Genomic DNA, 16,325 nt, shown 5'->3' on the forward strand with positions numbered 1-16,325 from the left:
TCACCGTTGCCGGGCTTCGAGGAGCTCGGCCTCGAAGGCAGCGACCCGCTTGTAGGCGAAACGGAGGTTGGAGCGGGCGCCCTCAAGCCGCTCTTGCCGGGTGTGGTGCTCACGGGTGAGCTGCTGAACACGGTGCTTGAGGGTGGTGTTCTCGGTGACGAGTGCCTGCACGGACTCGCTTGGGACTATCGCACCGCCCCGCCCCCGGAGGAGGAGGCGGGGCGATGCGCGCGCTCAGGCAGGGCAGCGCGGCGTCTCAAGCGCCGTAGCTACGGAGCGCTTTACCCGCCCCACTGGCCGACTTCAGGAACCCGTTCTCCGCCAGCAGTTCGACGATCTTCGCCGCCTGCCGGCTGTTGATGGACTCGAGGCCGCCGATCTTCAACATCAGGCTGCCAAGTTCCACCTTCCGAACGAGGAGTGCGGCACCGGCAACCGCAAGGCCGGCACCTACCGCCCCCATGGCCACGCCCCTGATGAGCGCGCCCCGAGCGGACCTGGCCTCAGCCGCCTCGCTGCTGCTGGCGTGACCCGTCTGCTGCCAGTGCTTGTGCAGGTCAGCGAGGTCACTGGTCCCGTATGGGCATGACTCGCATTTGTAACTGATCATCGAGCGATAGTCCCACCCTGAGGCAGAGCGGGCAGGGTGGACGGCGAAATAGCCCCGCCGATTGGCGAGTTGGCCAGCTTGGGTGGTAGTGAGGAGCGCGACTGCTACCCGCCCCACGCGTCGAAGCCAGCGGCGCGTCTTCTTCGCGCGAGCGGGGATGGTCCCTCGACGATGTTGAGGTGGCGGACCTCGGTGGCCTGCTCCCCGTGCACGCGGGGATGATCCCCCGTCAGTAGACCGTTGGGCACCACGGTCGGCTGCTCCCCGTGCACACGGTCGTCATACTGCCATGGGAGCATCCACCCACACGTCGCTGCTTCTTGACACCTTCACAGCACCGCTGAAGGGCGGCGCCACCGCGTTCGAGCGGCGTCGGCCACGAGCCGACCCGGGCCGGCAACGATCCCAGAAAGAGAGGAAAGCCGCTTATGTCTGAATCTCTGAAAGCGCGTCACGCCCGGGTCGTCGGCGCCTAACGTCCCAATGTCAACGAGTCTGCTCCCCGCCCGCGCAGGGATGGTCCCCGCGTACTGCTCGCGCACCGCATGCCATGGCTCTGCTCCCCGCCCGCGCGGGGATGGACCTGACTGTGCCAAGTCCTACATCGTCGGCGCCCCCTGCTCCTCGTGCCCGTAGTGGGATTGTCCCCGCAGGTGCGGGGAGCGGGCGCTCGTGGGTGTTGTCGAGGGTGCCGTCGTGGGTATCGACGCGTAGCCAGCCGCCGTAAGTTGACCGCTACAGGTTGGCACGCCCGGCGCACGACCGGGTGAAGGGCTCACTGCATGACTTCGAGATGTGGATGGTCGAACGAGGTCGGGCAGATGTAGATCTGCATGTTGTAGCCCCTGCCGATCTCCACCATTGGCGGATCGGAGGGGCTGCGCAGGCCGGTGCGCTCCGGGGGGACGCGATCTTCGAGGGGGATCCAGCTGCGGCTTCCACCGTCCCACTCACCGCTGCTGACGGTGAGCAGGGGTCGGTACCCGGTTTCGCAGCTCGGGCAGTGCATGGGCGAGGGGTCGCGGAAGCTCCACGGGCCCCAGCCGCCGATCTTCCAGCCGGGGGCGACCGAGAGCTCGTACTGGTAGTAGGCACCGCCAGGTCCTGCGTCCGGGTCGTCCTCCTGCTCCTCTCCCCAGTCGTAGAGGCGGTTGACGAGTTCTTCCGGGAGTTCGTGCGGTGCGGGGAATTCGGTGACAACCTCAGGGTGCAGGACGCAGGGTTCGGGAACGTAGTGGCCGTAGTGCTCGACGTCGGCGGGCTCCGGGGGGTCAGTGAGCAGCTCGCCGACACTCGCGGCGTTCCGCCAGACGAGGCGGGCCGCGGGAAGCGCTTCGCCGTCGTGGTGAAGGGGGCACCACAGCACTTGCAGGAGGTCGGCCCCCGCCGGGCCCGTGAGTCCGGGGACGTCGCGGAGGTAGAGCTGGGCGACTGGCAGCAGGGCGTTGGGCTCGGTGTGAGGCGGGTGTCCGGCTTGGAGCTCGTCGAGGTACGCGCGCTGGTCGGGGGTGAGGAGGTCCTCGCCCGACTCGCGGTGGCGGAGCCAGGCGGCTTCGAGCAGCGCCCGCCTTCGGCGGACGTCATCGAGCGAGACGGGCGGCTCCCAGTGATGGTGCTCCTGCGCGCAGGTCGGCCACTCCTCGTCCGACGGCCACAGGAGCGGCCCGCCGACGGAGCTGTCGTGGACGGATGGCACACCGGCACGCGGGTGCAGGCGGACGGATTGCCGGGCCAACGGCGCCAGCTCCGGGAACAGGGACACGATGTCCACAGGCCGGGGCGGGGTTGTTCTCGACACCTGTGCTCCTTCAGCAGCAACCTGCGAGTTTGGGGCGGACTCTATACGCGGGATGTGACAGTCCGATCGACTGTCTGGCCAGGCGGCTTTCGCCGACGCCGACGTCAGCGCCGAGTACCAGCGGCCGACGTGCATGCCTTCGCGATCGGTCAAAGTGACAGAGGACATCAGCGTCGGGCGTCGTCGGGCGCGAGGAGGCTCGTCACCTCGGCGATGGCCTCGGGTAGACGGCTTGAAGTACCGACGGACGTTCTCCACCTTCTTGTGCCGGGACTTGGCCATCAGCATCAGCTCGGACGCGCCCCGCTCGCCGAGGTGGGTCAGGGAGGAGTGCCAGTAATCGTGGAGGTCCCAACCGGTACCCGGGCCGGCCAGTGCGGTGTGCTGGTCGAGCAGCGCGCGGGCCTGGCCGTAGGAGAGCGGGGCCAGCATCCACGCACGCGCCACTGCTCCTTGACACCCTCACAGCACCACTAAGGTCTCGAAGGTCGGCATCACTGGCGCCGGTACGCTCGAACGGCCGCGAGCTGGCCCGCACCGGAAAAGTCCCAGAAGAGAGGAAAGTTGCTTATGCGTAAATCTCTGCAAGTGGGTAATTTCCGAATCGACGGCGTGTGACATCGCAGGTCAACGAGTCTGCTCCCCGCCCGCGCGGGGATGGTCCCTCGATCGGCAGCAGCAGCCGCACCATCGCGCCCTGCTCCCCGCCCGCGCGGGGATGGTCCCTACGACGAGAACCAGTGGAAGCGGATTTTCGGCTGCTCCCCGCCCGCGCGGGGATGGTCCCGCCACCGGCCGGAAGTACGTGTGGCTGGACCTCTGCTCCCCGCCCGCGCGGGGATGGTCCCTCACCATGCGGTGGGAGCAGTTCAAGAAGGACCTGCTCCCCGCCCGCGCGGGGATGGTCCCTCGACATGCCGGCGCCCGTCCGTGAACCGGCCCTGCTCCCCGCCCGCGCGGGGATGGTCCCTCGTGGCAGTAGTCCTCCACGAACACGCTCTTCTGCTCCCCGCCCGCGCGGGGATGGTCCCCAGCCGGAGGGGATCTCCTGGGGAACGTTCTCCTGCTCCCCGCCCGCGCGGGGATGGTCCCTCCTCGGGGGCGCGCTCGGAGTCGTCGGTGGCCTGCTCCCCGCCCGCGCGGGGATGGTCCCACGTACCGGCTCAGCATCCAGACCACGAACCCCTGCTCCCCGCCCGCGCGGGGATGGTCCCCAGGCCGACGAGGCCCTGCGGCGGATGCGCGACTGCTCCCCGCCCGCGCGGGGATGGTCCCCCACCCACGAACTCGTGGAGGCCCTGGACGGACTGCTCCCCGCCCGCGCGGGGATGGTCCCACTGTGAACGCTGCGGCCACACTCGGTCGTCTCTGCTCCCCGCCCGCGCGGGGATGGTCCCGAGATCCGGCAGTTCATCGAGTGGCGACTCGGCTGCTCCCCGCCCGCGCGGGGATGGTCCCGGGAGTTGGACCGCAGCAGGCTGACCGTCGCTCTGCTCCCCACACGCGCGGGGACGGTTTCAGAGGGCGTTCGACCAACGAGAACGAGAGTGGACTGGACGCCGACCTGAAGGGTGTCCTGGAACGCGTCGCCCCGCTCTCCGACCACCACCACTACTACGCCCACGACAAGACGCGCACCCCCGACGAACGGCTGCTGCACGGCGAGCGTGACAACGGGCACTCCCACGTCCGTGCCCTGGTCTCCACCCATCCCGAGCTGCACATCCCGATCACCGGTGGCGCCCTGTATCTGGGCCGGTGGCAGACCATCAGGCTGGCCGAGTTCGACGGACCCGGCACCCGGGAGCTGCTGGTGCGCGTGTATCGCGCCTGACCCTCCCGCCCTCCGCCGTGCGCGAGGAGCGCGTACGGCGGAGGCCGCGTACGCTGCGCCCGCCAGTTGGGTTGCACGGGATGCCGTGGGACGGAAGTGGGACGGAAGAAAGAGCGCCGCGTCCCGACCCTGTCTTCTCTTCGCCCGGGTCGGAAGCAGGCCGCTTTCGGCGTTCTCCACGGCGGCGAGCTCGGTGGCGGACTCGGCGGTGACGAGCTCGGTGAGTTCAGGGGGGCCGAGGCCGTGGAGGGCGCGGCCGACCTGGTGCGCGGATTCGAGCGGGCGGCTGTAGAAGGCGACCGTCGCACTGCCGCTGGCAGGTTCGGCTTGGCGATCGCGCCGGTGACCTCGGTGAAGCGCCTGCGCTCCTCCGCGTGGCGCCAGCCCTCGGGGTTGGGCCTCAGCGAGCCGGCCGCACTGGCGGGGTGGGTGTAGGTGCGCCATGCGGCTTCCGACAGGTGGCTGAGCGTGCGGGCCAGGCCCAGAAGCGTGGAGGTGGCGGCTTCGGTGGGAAGGGCGGCAATGCGGGCGGCGAGGTCGCCCTACCCCGACCCTCAGGTGGCGATCAGTTCGCGTCGTACGGGGTCGACGCTGTGGCGGGTCACGAGCCGAACCTCCAGGACCGACACAGTGTCCGTCGCTCTGCTGTGCCCCATTCTGGCCGACGCCGGGTACAGCTGCGAGGAAGTGATGGCACCTCAGGTCCCGTTCGCCGGTGCCGTGTTGGAAAAGGCGGCAGGCGGGCCGCAGCAAGGCGGGTTCCGACCGGGTCTGGGGCTGTCGGGGCGGCCGCGACCAGGATTTTCGCTGGTCAGAGACCGATCTGTGATCAGCTCCGCAGAAGGGTGGCGCGTCTGCGGCCCCTGTCCGACGCTCCCAGCTTGGACGCACGGACACGTACACCGTATTTGCGGGCGTTCGTCCCGTGGACAGCGAAACCGTTGCGGAGATCGAGACGATCTCGACCGAGCTGCACATCGCGGCCATCGGCCTGTCACGGCGTCAATGAGCCGTGCGACCGAGACGCTCAGTGTTGTCCGGGCCTCCACTGCAACCTCGACAAGAACACGTGCGTGAAGTGAGGCTCCCTGCGGGGTGGTGGCGGCTGATCTGGGCGAGGGCGGGGTTCTGCTGGACACGGCACGGCCCGTCGCGGCGTTCGTCAGCCCCACCGTCCTGGAGTACCTCGCCGGCCGTCCGCCGGCCGTTGAGCACCGGGAGCAGTACGCCCGGTGCCTCGACGGCTGGCGGGCGGCCGGTCTCGTCGCGGACGCCGACGGGGCGCCGGCCGGCGGCGATGGGCTCGACGGCCTGCGGGTCCGTGCGGACGAGGAGGCGGTTCAGCGCCCGGTTCTGACGGTGACCATGGCGAAGTCCTGCGGGTTCTGCGCCCAGCTGTCCGCCGACCTGGCGGCGAACGCCGCGGTGTTGCGCGCACTGGAGGCGAGCGTCCTGCTGGTAGAGGACGGGCACGAGAGGGTCCTGGGCGCCCCGCTGGACCGCCGGACGCGGGTGCGGCTGGCTGAGCTGGGCCGTGCGGCGGCGAAGACCGGCACGCCGTCGGCACTGCTGTGCACCCCGGGCCGTCCGGCGCGGAGCCGGCTGGGTTTCCTCGAAGTCAGTGCCGTGTTGAGCGAACTCAGCGGTGCCGACCCGGATGTCACGGTGATGGAGGCGCCCACCACCTGCTCGGTGAACGTCGCGGCGAAGCCCGTGGATGCGCTGGTGGCGGCGCGGGTCGGCGGGCGCAGGGTGGGGATCGCGGTTCGCGGCGCCGAGGCGCTGGAGGCGGTGCGGGGGGTGACGGGTGGCGGCGACGAGTTCGGGTATACGCCCGCGACGTTGACGGTGGAGCGGCCCGGCTCGATGTTCCTGCTCTTCCGAGGCGGTGAACTCCTCGCGCGGGCCCGCAACGCGGACGCCCTGCGCGCGGCCCTGGGAGTTGTTCTGGCGGGCTACGCGCCGTCCGGGCCGGCCGGGCTGAGGTTGTTGGCCGGAGCCGCTGTCCATGAGGGCGGCGAGGCTGTCCTGTTCCCCCGTAACTGGGTGACCGACCTGGTCACTCACGGAACCCGGCTGGAACGCGGCGGCTGGCGGGTGTGTCTGGAGCCGTTCAGCACCGTGCGCCCCGACTCCCGTGGCGGGCTGGTGTTGCTTTCCTGTTCGCCCGAGGGCTCGTCGGCGGTGTCCCCGGTGGCCGGTGTCCTGACGCAGGCGCTCGAACGGCCGGGGCCGCTGTCCAGGGCCCGGCTCCTGGCCCAGGTCACCAACTGGATTGCCCGCCCGACCACTGCCGGTGCGGTGGACACGCTGGCGGCGTCGTTGGGCGAGCTGCCCGTGCACGCGGGTACGTGGCGTCAGGCCGTCGCCCACCTCACTGGCGCAGCCCCGCAGGGGCGTTGAGGATCCGGTGCTGCGGCCCGTCAGGAATCGGGGGCCGCTCGCCTGCCCTTGCCCTTGTTCGTCCCCTTCCGTGACGCGGCCCGCGGGGGAGGCGGGGTGACGACGGGCGTCGGCTCACCCCAGCGGGTGAGGCCGGGCTCGGTCGGGTGCGGAGCGGGACAACTCTCCGACGGCAGACGCGACTTGCGCGCCAGCAGGCACCCGCACAGACCGCACACGGACTTGTCCCGGAGGCCGAGGCCGGCCACGGTCTGGAGCAGAGCGGTGCCCTTGCCCTGAGGACCGGGCCGCAGATGGGGGCAGTGCCCGCAGACGGCGAGCCTGCGAAGCCGGGTCTCCTCGTCCACCTCGACGAATCCGGCGCGGCCCCATCGGGCCAGCGCCTTCGCGCCGTGCGCGATCAGCGCCGCCGCCGACAGGTCACTGCCGGGGACAGACGGGGGATGCCTGAGGAGATGCTGCAGCCGGGTGGGGTCCCGGCAGGTCAGCAGGGCGCGCGCGTAGTCCTCGTCCGCCAGGGCCGCGGTCCACATGCCTTCGGGCACCGGGCCGTCCAACCCGAGAATCCGCCCCAGCTCACTGCGCCCCTGCGGCATGTCCACGCTGTCGGGCGAAGCCTCGTTCATCGTCGCCTTCCCGTCGGTCACCGCGCCGATCGGGCGGTTCGCCAGGCGGATGCCGATCCCGGCGACTCGAACCGCGAACCGCAGTGCGAATGCGAACAAACCTGGTTCGCGGACATGGTCCACCCAGGAGCACACCGAGCCCGGTGGACACGCCTGCATGCTGCGGAAGTCAGGCTCAACGGCGATCTGTTCGGTCGTGTGGGCTGATGGCGGTATCGGCAAGCGCAAGGTCGTGATTCTCTCCGGGCCGGCCCCGGTCGGGCGGATCCACCTTCGTTCCTGCTCTGCGGAGGCGGGCATGGTGCTCCGCGGTTGACGCTTCGACGCGGGCGCGGCCCCTGGCCGGAGGACTGGCCTCGACCTGTGAAGAAGTCCGGTCGGTCACCGCCGGAGGTCTTCCGAGGTTGAGTCGTTCAGTCGGCAATCGCACGGAAACGGCGCATCCCGCCCGGCGCCCGGGGCCTCCCGCCCGCTCGGGTGAATGTCGGCTGCTGGGGCACCGCTCCCATTCGGTCGCTCGGGATGGGGAACCAACCCCTGTGAGCTGTGCCGATCTCCACCTCGCGATCCGGAACGGTGGCCGCGCCGGCCTGCGGGCCGAGCGGGCGGCGGGTGCCCGTACACGCTAGGAAGAGAGGGAAGAACCTTCGACCCAAGGAGTGCACATGAGCGGGATCGGAAACTTCCTGGAGCTTCTCTCCGGAGGGCAGTTGCAGTGGTTCCGACAGCAGTCACCGGCGAAGCAGGCGGCGATTGTCGCGCAGTGGCAGGGCAGCGGCAAGAGCCCGGAGGAGGTCGTCGAGGACAACGGAGGCCCCGCGGCCGAAGGCGGACGGGAGGCCATTCCGGAGGTCGAGCCGGGCGTGGAGCTTTAGAACTCATCTCATTTGGAGAGTTTCGGGGTGCAGATGAGGGCTGTGGCGGCGCGGGCCAAGGCGGCGAAGGGGCCGGCTTTGCGCCCGTAGCGGCGGTGGAGCCGACGGAAGCCGCCGAGCCGGGCGACGGTGCGCTCGATCACCCAGCGGTGTGGGCCCGAGGCGCTGGGAGGAGTCGATCCCGCGACGGGCGAGCCGAGCTGTTCCAGTACAGAAGCCTCGGCCGCGCCTGGCAGTTCAGCCCGTGAGGGTGCTGAGCGAGCCGGTCAGTGGACGGTTGACCTCCAGGGCGGCGACGGGCGTCGCTCACGCCAGCGGGTGAGACCGGGCTCGGTCGGGTGCGGAGCCGGACAACTCTCCGACGGGAGACGCGACTTGCGTGCCAGCAGGTACCCGCCAGGATCGCACATGGACTTGTCCCGGAGGCCGATGCCGGCCACGGTCTGGAGCGGGGCAATGCCCTTGCCCCGGGGCCGGGCCGCAGCCAACTACGGGGGTCAGCCGACGAATCGCATGGAGAAGCAGCCGGGGTTGCCCGCTTGGGCGGCGTAGGAAGTGACGTAGGAAGTGACCTTCGACTGGGCGACTTTGGGGGGCCGCGCAGGTCGCGGATCCGGACGATGCCGGCGCTGTCATCGGCAGTCAGGTTGCCCGAGAAGGCGGCGTCCCCTGCGACTGTGACCGTCCTTCATCACCACCATGGAGCGCAACGGCGTCGGCCTGGCCACCCAGTCCAACGGGTCAACCAGACCACCGGAGCCTACGCGCCGCTGAAGCACCGCAAGGAGGGCGAATACCGCGACGTCCCGCTGCCGGCCCGGACCAAGCACACCATCGAGTGGTACGCCGACACCTACGGCACCGTCGACGGCTACCTGCTGCGCCACCCGCGCGACCTGTTGAAGCCGATGCCGGCCTACCACCTGCAGAACCAGTGGCAGCGGCTCACGCCTGACGGGACGTTCGAGATACAAGAGGGCATGGTGCTGTACGGCTTCCGACACTTCTTCGCCTCGAACTGCCTCACCCACAACACCCCGATCACCGATGTCGCGGAGCGGACGGGCCACCGCAGCATTATTCAGGCCTGGATCTCAGACACCTTGAACCGTGTCCTGGCGTTTCGGCCGCGTCCGAACCGATACCCAAGCAACCCAACCTTCGGCGCCTCTCGGTACAACCACGCCAAGGAGACGTTCAAGTACTCGGCCGTTGCTGGGCTACTCGGCCGGCGGGAGCAGGGGCCCCAGTGGTCCCAGGTCGAGGTTGAGGTCCTGCATTGTCAGTCCGTACCGGGCGCAGAGTTCGGTCATGCGGTCGTGCAGGGCCATGAGGGTGGCGCCCAGGTTCTCCTCCTGGTTCTCGGTGAGATCGCCGGCCTCGACACGGTGGAGTGCCTGGCGTTCCATGAGCTGTCGCAGGAGTTCGACGATGGTGAGGACCAGTCTCATCAGGTCCCGTTCCACGCTCTCAGGGTCGGTGGAGATCCTGTGCGGGACCTGCTGCGGGGAGCCGCGATCCAGGGGCGGGCTGTCATGTGGGGTGGCCGGCAGGATCCGGAACGCGCGGGTGGCGGCTTGGGAGACTTCGTGGTAGCGGTCGGGGTGACCGGGGCGGCCGGCGGTCATGGTGGCTCCGTCCGCCTGGCGGTGTCGGCAACGCTCCAGGGGGCAGGATTCTGTTCACTGATCGACACGATGAGGGCGCGCAGTGAGACTCGGACGAGGTCTATGTCGGCGATGGACAGGACGAGGTCGCCGGTAAGGACCACCCCGCCGCTGAGCAGTCGGTCCAGCAGGTCGATGAGGGCGACCTGCTGCTGTGGTAGGGCAGTCCTGGGTCTGTCCGGGGCGCGGTCGGGGTTCACGGTGTGCTCGTGCCTGCATCGGGCAGGGTGGCGAAGGAGTAGGGGGCCCAGGGGCCGGTGACGTCGACGCGGACGCCGGTGAGGCCGTCGGTGGCGCGCATGACCTCCGCCCGGAAAGCGTCGACGTGGGCGGCCGGCACGAGGTAGGCGTCGTTGCTGACGTTGATTCCCGGTCCGGTTGCCAGCTCGCCTTCCTGGATGCGGTGGCGGGCCCGCTCGACGGCATGAAGGCGGGCGATCGCCGTGATCCGTGCTGCCGCCTGCTCGGCTGCCTGGCGGGCGTCGTTGCGTGAATCCTGCTCCGCGCGGCGGTGGCGCAGGTAAGCGCGCCCAGGGCTGAGTGCCGGTTCAGGAGAAGTCACCTCCGCGGTCGGGGTGTTGTACGCGGGGTCGACGTAGAGCTTGACGCCCATTTCCACGTGTCCGTCCAAGTGCTCCAGTCTTTCCAGGAACAGCGCCTGCCGGTCGTGGAGCATGGCGCGTACCCGGCCCTCGTCGAGATAGACCGTCGCCAGGCGCAGTGGGAGGACGGTGGCGCGTGCCGCGAAAGCCTCGATGACGCCGTGGTGTGCCCGGGCGAGTGCTTCGAGCCAGCCGAGGTCCTCGAGGTGCTCGCGCAGTGCTGTCTCGTTGAAGTCGCCCTCGGGGACGGGGCTGACCACTGCCACCAAGTCGGCGCCGTGGTTGGACGGCACGAGGCGGACGGGTGCGTCGGAGACACCGGTGATGGGCTTCGTCGCTCTCAGTCGGGCGCAGTTCCGGGCAGCGGCATAGACGTAGGTGAGCGACCCGGCGGTCATGTGTCACCTCGGGGAGACCGTGGGCGAGTGGTGGCGCGTGTCGTACGGCGCGGCTGGGACTTCTCGTGAGGCGTGTCGGCGGGAGGCAGTGCCGCGTCGGCACGCATCGTCTCGATCTGTTCGCGCAAACGTCGGTTCTCCTTTTCGAGGGAGGGGCTGTTCCCGGCCCGGGAGGACAATGAGGGATCGTGTTCCCACCAGTCGATGCCCATCTCCTTGGCCTTGTCCACGGAGGCGATGAGCAGGCGCAGCTTGATGGTGAGCAGCTCGATGTCGAGGAGGTTGATCTGGATGTCGCCGGCGATGACGATGCCCTTGTCCAGGACTCGTTCCAGGATGTCGGCGAGGTTGGCTGACGAGGGCTGGTCGTAGGGCGAGGCGGCTCGGGAGGGGAGGGAACCGAGGCGATTGGCCAGGGAGTCTGTCATGGTGTGCTGCCCTCCTCTGCTCGTTGGGTGGGCGCGCGGTCACTGCGCTGAGCGCTGGGCGTGGGCTCTGATCTCGTCGAGACGGTCCAGGAGTTCGTCCTCGCGGCGGTTGAAGGTCTCCTCGTCGATCTGCCCGGCCAGCAGGTCCCTCTCCAGCGCGGCGAGTTCCTTTTCCACGGGAGCGGGATCGTAGTACTCGTTCTCGGCGGTCTCGACGACCCGCTCGACTATCCAGATTGTGCCGCGCACGGGTGCCAGCGGGAGGGTGAGGATCTGGGTGATCAGTCCCATGGTTTCGGCCTCTCAGACGAAGCTGTAGGCGGGCAGGGGGCCGTTCAGCCGGAAGTCGCAGTCAGCGCCCAGTTCACTCGCAATGCCCTTCTCTGCGGCGAGGAACAGCTCCTGATGCGCTTCATCCACCAGGAAGGAGATGTTCAGGAAGTCTTCCCCGGTCGGATCGGACGCCCGTTCCTGTCGGGCGTGGGGGCGCAGTGCCTCGGCAATTCCGGAGGCCAGGACTTCCTGGCGGGCGAGGACTTCGTTGGCGACGAGCTCGCCGAGGGCGAGCGGCAGATCAGGGCTGCCGGTGCCGGCCTTGATGGCGTCGTTAAGCTGTCGGGCCTGGGGCGATTCCTGCAGGATCTGTCGCAGCAGGACATCCTCGTCGATGGAGACCTTGAGGTGGTACTCGGCGCAGTCTTCCAGCTCGGCCAGGCGCTGGATGTACTCGTCGCGGCGCTGTTCAAGAGCGGCGCGCACAGCGTCGTCGTCGGAGGCAGTGAGGCCGAAGCGCAATGGCAGGACCGCACCGTCGGCCATCAGACGTTCCTGGACGGCCTGATGAGCCATCAGGTCGCGGCGTTTGGGGCGCAGTTCCTGGGGCGCGTCGCTGACGACGGCGCACAGCGGGCCCGCACTGACGGCGCGAAGTGCGGTGGGATCGGGGCCTACGGCATCCAGGCCTTCAAGGTTGCGGGCGTGGTCGGCGGCGACGATGGAGTAGACGTAGACGGTCATGTCACTCCTCCCGCCGCTTGCTGGCCCGGCGCGTGGGCCTGGTGCGCTTCGGGGCGGGCTCCGCCTCCTCCTCCTGGTCCTCGTCCTCCTTCTCCTTCTTGTCGCCCCCGAGGTGGAGGGTGTCGGTGACGGCCTCGGCGGCGCCGCTGATTGCGCCCTTGCTCTTGCCGTGTGCGCCGCCCTCGGTGACCTCCCCGACGATGTCGGTGAGCTGGGTGGGGGCCTTGCGCCCGGCTTCCAGGTCGAGGCGGTTGCAGGCCTCAGCGAAGCGCAAGTACGTGTCGACGCTGGCGACGACGATCCGGACGTCGATCTTGAGGATCTCGATGCCGACCAGGGAGACACGGATGAAGACGTCGATGACCAGGCCGCGGTCAAGGATCAGTTCGAGGATGTCGTAGAGATTTCCAGTATTCCCGCTACGGGACACACTGGCTGCGCCTTGCGGCACCACAGTCACGGTGCCTCCCTTCGCCGGGCCCGCCGCCGCGGTGGACTGCGGATGCGTCCGCTTCGTCGCGGCACGGGGTTTGTCAGGTGCGGCGGTCGATCTGTCCACGGGTGTAGCGGCGGATCCGCTCGTACGACTGCAGTTCGCCCGCCTTGTCGAGCGCCACCCGGTAACTGGCCAGGACACTGGTCGTCTCGGGAATGCGTTCCAACTCCACCACCTCTACATCGGCCTGCCAGCCTTCTTCGGTGGGTTTGAGTGCCGACACCGACTCGGGGGCGCGTCCGAGGAGCTCCGCCAGTTGCTCGGAGGCGTTACGCATGGCGCGCCTTGCCGAAACGGGCCTGCCGACCGCATGCCTCGGCGGCTGGCTCGGTGCGCCCTGGGCGGTACCGCGCGAGCGGGTCGAGTGTGCGCCGGCCTTTCTCGGCCTCGCGTCCTCCTGCTTGCCTGCGGCCATGTTCTCGCTCCGGATCGGAGACGACTGCTGGGCCAATCAGGTGCTCATATGCCCGATTTGCCCCAATCCTATCGGTTGGTCGCTCCTGAAGGAAGCTCACCGCACCTGGGGGCGGTGCCACGATCACTGCCACCCTCACGGAAGCTCGCCGCCACTGAGCGTGGGCTTCCCGTTGCTTGGAGCCGTGCCGTGTGCGGGACTTCGCGCCCCAGGGTGCGCCAAGCCGGTGTACTGCCAGACTGGGAAAGGCGGGATGCCGTCGTCACCAGAGCCTGCGACGCGGGCGCGGGACTCGCGGTCCAGGGAGCGGGATCTGGCCCAAGGCCCGAATACTGGCGCGGGCTGCCGCAATTGACGCACTGCGGGAGGGTGCCGCCCGGTGGGGCGAGCGCCGCCGGGCGGAAGTCCTTGCGGTCCTGCGCCCAGCAACGACATCACAAGGGCCCCTTCGTTGGTAACCGATCCCTCCAGAAGGGGCGAGTGCTGGAAAGGGATGACCCATGAACGACGCCACCAAGGTTGCCCTGGCAGCCGCTGTCGCAGGCGGATATGTGCTCGGGCGCGCGAAGAAGGGGCGCCTGGCGTTCGCCGCCGCCACCTACCTCGCAGGGCGCAGGTTCGGACTGGGCCCGCGCCAGCTGGCCGCCGAGGGTCTGCGCAGGCTCAGCGACATCCCGCAGGTCGCCGAGCTGAACGAACAAGTCCGCGGCGAGCTGGTGAACGCCGGCAAGAAGGCGCTCGCCGCAACCGCCGACCGCCGCATCGGCGAGTTCGCCGACACCCTGCGGAAGCGCACCCTCAGCATCGGCACTCCGAAGGATGAGGAACCGGAGCCCGACGAGGAACTCGAGGAAGAAGAAGAGCCGTACGAGGAGTACGAGTCGGAGGAGGGCGAGGAGGAACCGGAGGGCAACGGGCCCGAGGACGAGGAGCCGGAGGAAGGCGAAGAAGTCGACGACGAGTCGGAGGAGGAGAAAGAAGCCCCCAGGAAGGAGCAGCGTCCGGCCAGGTCCGCACGTCGACGCGGGACCACAAGCAGCGACGACGGGCGGCCGCGGGCCTCCCGTGCAGCAGCCGGCAAGTCCGCGCCCAAGGCTGCTCGCAGGCCGGCCAAGAATGCCGCGTCGCCGGCCAAGAAGACGGCCCCGGCGGCGAAGAAGGCATCTGCCAAGAAGGCTCCGGCGGAAAAGAAGGCCGCGGCGAAGAAGGCATCCGCGAGCAAGAGCGCCGATGCCAAATCGTCTACACGTACCCGGCGGAGGTGAGCCATGGCCGCCACGAAAGAGAAGTCCAAGGGTGACAAGTCCACGGACACGTCGGGCGTCGACCGACTGCGCGAAGAAGTCGTCAACTACGTCGGTGCTCAGCTGGAGCACCTGGTGGAGAAGGCCGGCGCCAAGGTCTCCGACCTCACCGACACCCTTGGCGATGTCGCCGAGAACGGTGGCGTTCTGCCCAAGGTGGGTGCCCGTGTCCTGCAAGGCGACTCCCCTGCCAAGGCTGTCATCGGCGAAAAGGCCAAGAGCGCCAAGGACAACGTCGTCAAGAAAGTCAAAGAGACCTTCGGCAGCGGCGGAAAGCCCGGCCGCAAGGCCGGCAAGAAGACCATGAACATCATTGAGACCCTGGACGTCGGTGTACCGCTGCGGACCGCCTATGACCACTGGACCCAGTACGAGGACTTCAGTGACTTCGCCAAGGGCGTTCAAAGCGTCTCCCAGGGCGACGAGGTGACCACCGACTGGAACGTCAAGGTCGGACCCTCGAAACGCAGCTTCAAGGCCACCGTCCAGGAGCAGATACCGGACGATCGCATCGTATGGACCTCCGAAGGAGCCAAGGGCAGCACCCGCGGGGCCGTCAGCTTCCACGAGATCACCCCGAACCTGACCCGCATCGTCCTCGTCGTGGAGTACTACCCCAGCGGCTTCTTCGAGAAGACCGGCAACCTCTGGCGTGCACAGGGCAGGCGCCTACGCCTGGACTTCAAGAACTTCCAACGGCACGTCTCCCTCACCAACGAGGAGGCAGAGGGCTGGCGCGGAGAAATCCGCGACGGCGAGGTCGTCCGCACCCATGACGAAGCCATGGAAGAGGAGGAGGCCGCCCAGGAACGGCCCGAGGACGACGAGTACGACGAGGGCGGCGAACCCGAGGGGGAGTACGACGACGGTGAGGAACCGGAGTACGAGGAAGACGAAGGCGAGGAACCCGAGGACGAGTACGAGGAAGGCGACGAGGGAGAACACGAGGACGACGAAGGACCCGAGGAAGAGGAAGAGGCCCCCGACGACGAACGGGGGTAGGTAGAACGGCGCAGGAGGACCGCATGAGCGCGGGAAAGAAGGCCAAGCACACGGCCAAAACCGCAAAGGGCAAGGTCAAGGAGGCTACCGGCAAGGCGGTCGGCAACGAGAGCCTCGTCGTGAAGGGGAAAGCCGAGCAGGTCAAGGGCGACATGGCGCAGGCCGGCCAGAAGACCAAGGATGCGCTGAAGCACTAGGCCACCAGCGCCTGACCGCGGCGGCACAAGCCGCCGCGGGAGCTCGACCGAATGTGCGAGACGCCGGCGCCACCCTCCAGCAGGCCGATCGCACTCAGCCAGACCCACCACCCAACTGAGGGGACCCGACATGACCACCGACGCCATCGTCCTTCTCAAGGAGGACCATAAGGAAATTCGGCGGCTCTTCCGGGCGTTCGAGTCTGCCGCCGACGATGACGGGGCCGTCAAGGCCGACCTCGCCAGCAGGATCGTGGAGGCCTTGACTGTTCACACCTACATCGAGAACGAGGTCATGTACCCCACCGTCCGCGATCTCGTCCCCGACCTTGAAAGCGACATCCTGGAGTCTCTCGAGGAACATCACGTCGCCGATGTCCTGTGCGCAGAACTGGACGCAATGGACGCGGACGACGAGCGTTTCGACGCAAAGACCACAGTCCTCATCGCGTCGGTCGGCCACCACATCGAGGAAGAGGAGGGCGAGTGGTTCCCCAAGGTACGGGAGGCCCTTGGTCGTAAGGAGCTCCAGGAGATCGGCGCACGCATGCTCGAAGTTCGTGCCACCGCACCCAAACGGCCACAGCAGCCCAGCTCGTTGAAGAAGGCCGCCGACGCCCTCCTGGGATAAGCGCCCGCACCGATCGCGAGCG

Annotated in this window: 19 protein-coding genes, 2 pseudogenes and 1 CRISPR repeat array; of the genes and pseudogenes, 7 read left to right on the top strand and 14 right to left on the bottom strand. The window is 68.8% G+C overall.

What is annotated here, in order from left to right:
* The 4 genes and pseudogenes from ACFV18_RS14165 to ACFV18_RS14180 all read right to left on the bottom strand — a co-directional run.
* Positions 1 to 171, bottom strand: a complete 171-nt coding sequence (locus tag ACFV18_RS14165) for a hypothetical protein (RefSeq protein WP_380482852.1) — start codon at positions 169 to 171, stop codon at positions 1 to 3.
* A gap of 85 nt (positions 172 to 256) precedes the next feature.
* Positions 257 to 610, bottom strand: coding sequence for a hypothetical protein (locus ACFV18_RS14170; RefSeq protein ID WP_380482854.1), 354 nt, complete (start codon positions 608 to 610; stop codon positions 257 to 259).
* 775 nt (positions 611 to 1,385) lie between these two features.
* Entirely contained in the window at positions 1,386 to 2,408 is a 1,023-nt protein-coding gene (locus ACFV18_RS14175; protein ID WP_380482856.1) for a hypothetical protein, read from the bottom strand.
* A gap of 167 nt (positions 2,409 to 2,575) precedes the next feature.
* Positions 2,576 to 2,837: pseudogene (locus ACFV18_RS14180) on the bottom strand (site-specific integrase); the annotation flags it as partial.
* A gap of 207 nt (positions 2,838 to 3,044) precedes the next feature.
* Positions 3,045 to 3,927: direct repeats of the CRISPR family, unit length 29 nt; unit sequence CTGCTCCCCGCCCGCGCGGGGATGGTCCC.
* Positions 3,928 to 3,951: 24 nt separating this feature from the next.
* Here ACFV18_RS14180 and ACFV18_RS14185 point away from each other — a divergent pair.
* Together ACFV18_RS14185 and ACFV18_RS14190 are read left to right on the top strand one after the other, a co-directional pair.
* Positions 3,952 to 4,242 (top strand): annotated as a pseudogene (locus ACFV18_RS14185) (YjbQ family protein); the annotation flags it as partial.
* A gap of 1,098 nt (positions 4,243 to 5,340) precedes the next feature.
* Entirely contained in the window at positions 5,341 to 6,645 is a 1,305-nt protein-coding gene (locus tag ACFV18_RS14190) for a hypothetical protein (RefSeq protein ID WP_380482857.1), read from the top strand.
* A 20-nt stretch (positions 6,646 to 6,665) separates the two neighbouring features.
* Here the strand turns inward: ACFV18_RS14190 and ACFV18_RS14195 are convergent, their stop codons facing one another.
* Entirely contained in the window at positions 6,666 to 7,499 is an 834-nt protein-coding gene (locus ACFV18_RS14195) for a hypothetical protein (protein WP_380482859.1), read from the bottom strand.
* A 437-nt stretch (positions 7,500 to 7,936) separates the two neighbouring features.
* Here ACFV18_RS14195 and ACFV18_RS14200 point away from each other — a divergent pair, with 437 nt between their 5' ends.
* Positions 7,937 to 8,146: a hypothetical protein gene (locus ACFV18_RS14200; RefSeq protein WP_380482861.1), complete on the top strand. Its 210-nt coding sequence runs from the start codon at positions 7,937 to 7,939 to the stop codon at positions 8,144 to 8,146.
* Positions 8,147 to 8,154: 8 nt separating this feature from the next.
* Here the strand turns inward: ACFV18_RS14200 and ACFV18_RS14205 are convergent, their stop codons facing one another.
* From ACFV18_RS14205 to ACFV18_RS14245, 9 genes are all read right to left on the bottom strand, one after another.
* A complete protein-coding gene (locus tag ACFV18_RS14205) occupies positions 8,155 to 8,289 on the bottom strand; it encodes a hypothetical protein (RefSeq protein WP_380482863.1) in 135 nt (44 codons plus the stop codon).
* A gap of 1,077 nt (positions 8,290 to 9,366) precedes the next feature.
* Entirely contained in the window at positions 9,367 to 9,774 is a 408-nt protein-coding gene (locus ACFV18_RS14210; RefSeq protein WP_380482865.1) for a gas vesicle protein K, read from the bottom strand.
* On the bottom strand, positions 9,771 to 10,013 hold the full coding sequence (locus tag ACFV18_RS14215; protein WP_380482867.1) for a gas vesicle protein: 243 nt from the start codon (positions 10,011 to 10,013) through the stop codon (positions 9,771 to 9,773). Before ACFV18_RS14215 ends, ACFV18_RS14210 begins: the two co-directional genes overlap by 4 nt.
* Entirely contained in the window at positions 10,010 to 10,813 is an 804-nt protein-coding gene (locus ACFV18_RS14220; RefSeq protein WP_380482869.1) for a GvpL/GvpF family gas vesicle protein, read from the bottom strand. The genes ACFV18_RS14215 and ACFV18_RS14220 overlap by 4 nt, the downstream gene beginning before the upstream one ends.
* Positions 10,810 to 11,241: a gas vesicle protein gene (locus ACFV18_RS14225; protein WP_380482871.1), complete on the bottom strand. Its 432-nt coding sequence runs from the start codon at positions 11,239 to 11,241 to the stop codon at positions 10,810 to 10,812. The genes ACFV18_RS14220 and ACFV18_RS14225 overlap by 4 nt, the downstream gene beginning before the upstream one ends.
* Positions 11,242 to 11,280: 39 nt before the next feature.
* A complete protein-coding gene (locus tag ACFV18_RS14230; protein ID WP_380482873.1) occupies positions 11,281 to 11,532 on the bottom strand; it encodes a gas vesicle protein GvpG in 252 nt (83 codons plus the stop codon).
* 12 nt (positions 11,533 to 11,544) lie between these two features.
* Complete coding sequence (locus tag ACFV18_RS14235; RefSeq protein WP_380482875.1) at positions 11,545 to 12,258, bottom strand: GvpL/GvpF family gas vesicle protein; 714 nt, start codon at positions 12,256 to 12,258, stop codon at positions 11,545 to 11,547.
* Position 12,259: 1 nt separating this feature from the next.
* A complete protein-coding gene (locus tag ACFV18_RS14240) occupies positions 12,260 to 12,718 on the bottom strand; it encodes a gas vesicle structural protein GvpA (protein WP_380482877.1) in 459 nt (152 codons plus the stop codon).
* A gap of 73 nt (positions 12,719 to 12,791) precedes the next feature.
* A complete protein-coding gene (locus tag ACFV18_RS14245) occupies positions 12,792 to 13,169 on the bottom strand; it encodes a gas vesicle protein (protein WP_380482879.1) in 378 nt (125 codons plus the stop codon).
* A gap of 500 nt (positions 13,170 to 13,669) precedes the next feature.
* On the opposite strand from ACFV18_RS14245, the gene ACFV18_RS14250 reads away from it, so the two are divergent.
* The 4 genes from ACFV18_RS14250 (at position 13,670) to ACFV18_RS14265 (ending at position 16,303) form a co-directional block, all read left to right on the top strand.
* Complete coding sequence (locus tag ACFV18_RS14250; protein WP_380482880.1) at positions 13,670 to 14,434, top strand: histone protein; 765 nt, start codon at positions 13,670 to 13,672, stop codon at positions 14,432 to 14,434.
* A 3-nt stretch (positions 14,435 to 14,437) separates the two neighbouring features.
* Positions 14,438 to 15,475, top strand: a complete 1,038-nt coding sequence (locus ACFV18_RS14255) for an SRPBCC family protein (RefSeq protein ID WP_380482882.1) — start codon at positions 14,438 to 14,440, stop codon at positions 15,473 to 15,475.
* Positions 15,476 to 15,498: 23 nt separating this feature from the next.
* A complete protein-coding gene (locus ACFV18_RS14260) occupies positions 15,499 to 15,672 on the top strand; it encodes a CsbD family protein (RefSeq protein WP_380482884.1) in 174 nt (57 codons plus the stop codon).
* 130 nt (positions 15,673 to 15,802) lie between these two features.
* Positions 15,803 to 16,303 carry a hemerythrin domain-containing protein gene (locus ACFV18_RS14265; RefSeq protein ID WP_380482885.1) on the top strand — a complete coding sequence of 167 codons (501 nt, stop codon included), beginning with the start codon at positions 15,803 to 15,805 and terminating at the stop codon, positions 16,301 to 16,303.
* The last annotated feature ends 22 nt before the right edge of the window (positions 16,304 to 16,325 follow it).

This window comes from Kitasatospora sp. NPDC059673 (genome assembly GCF_042734215.1).
Taxonomy (GTDB): Bacteria; Actinomycetota; Actinomycetes; order Streptomycetales; family Streptomycetaceae; genus Kitasatospora.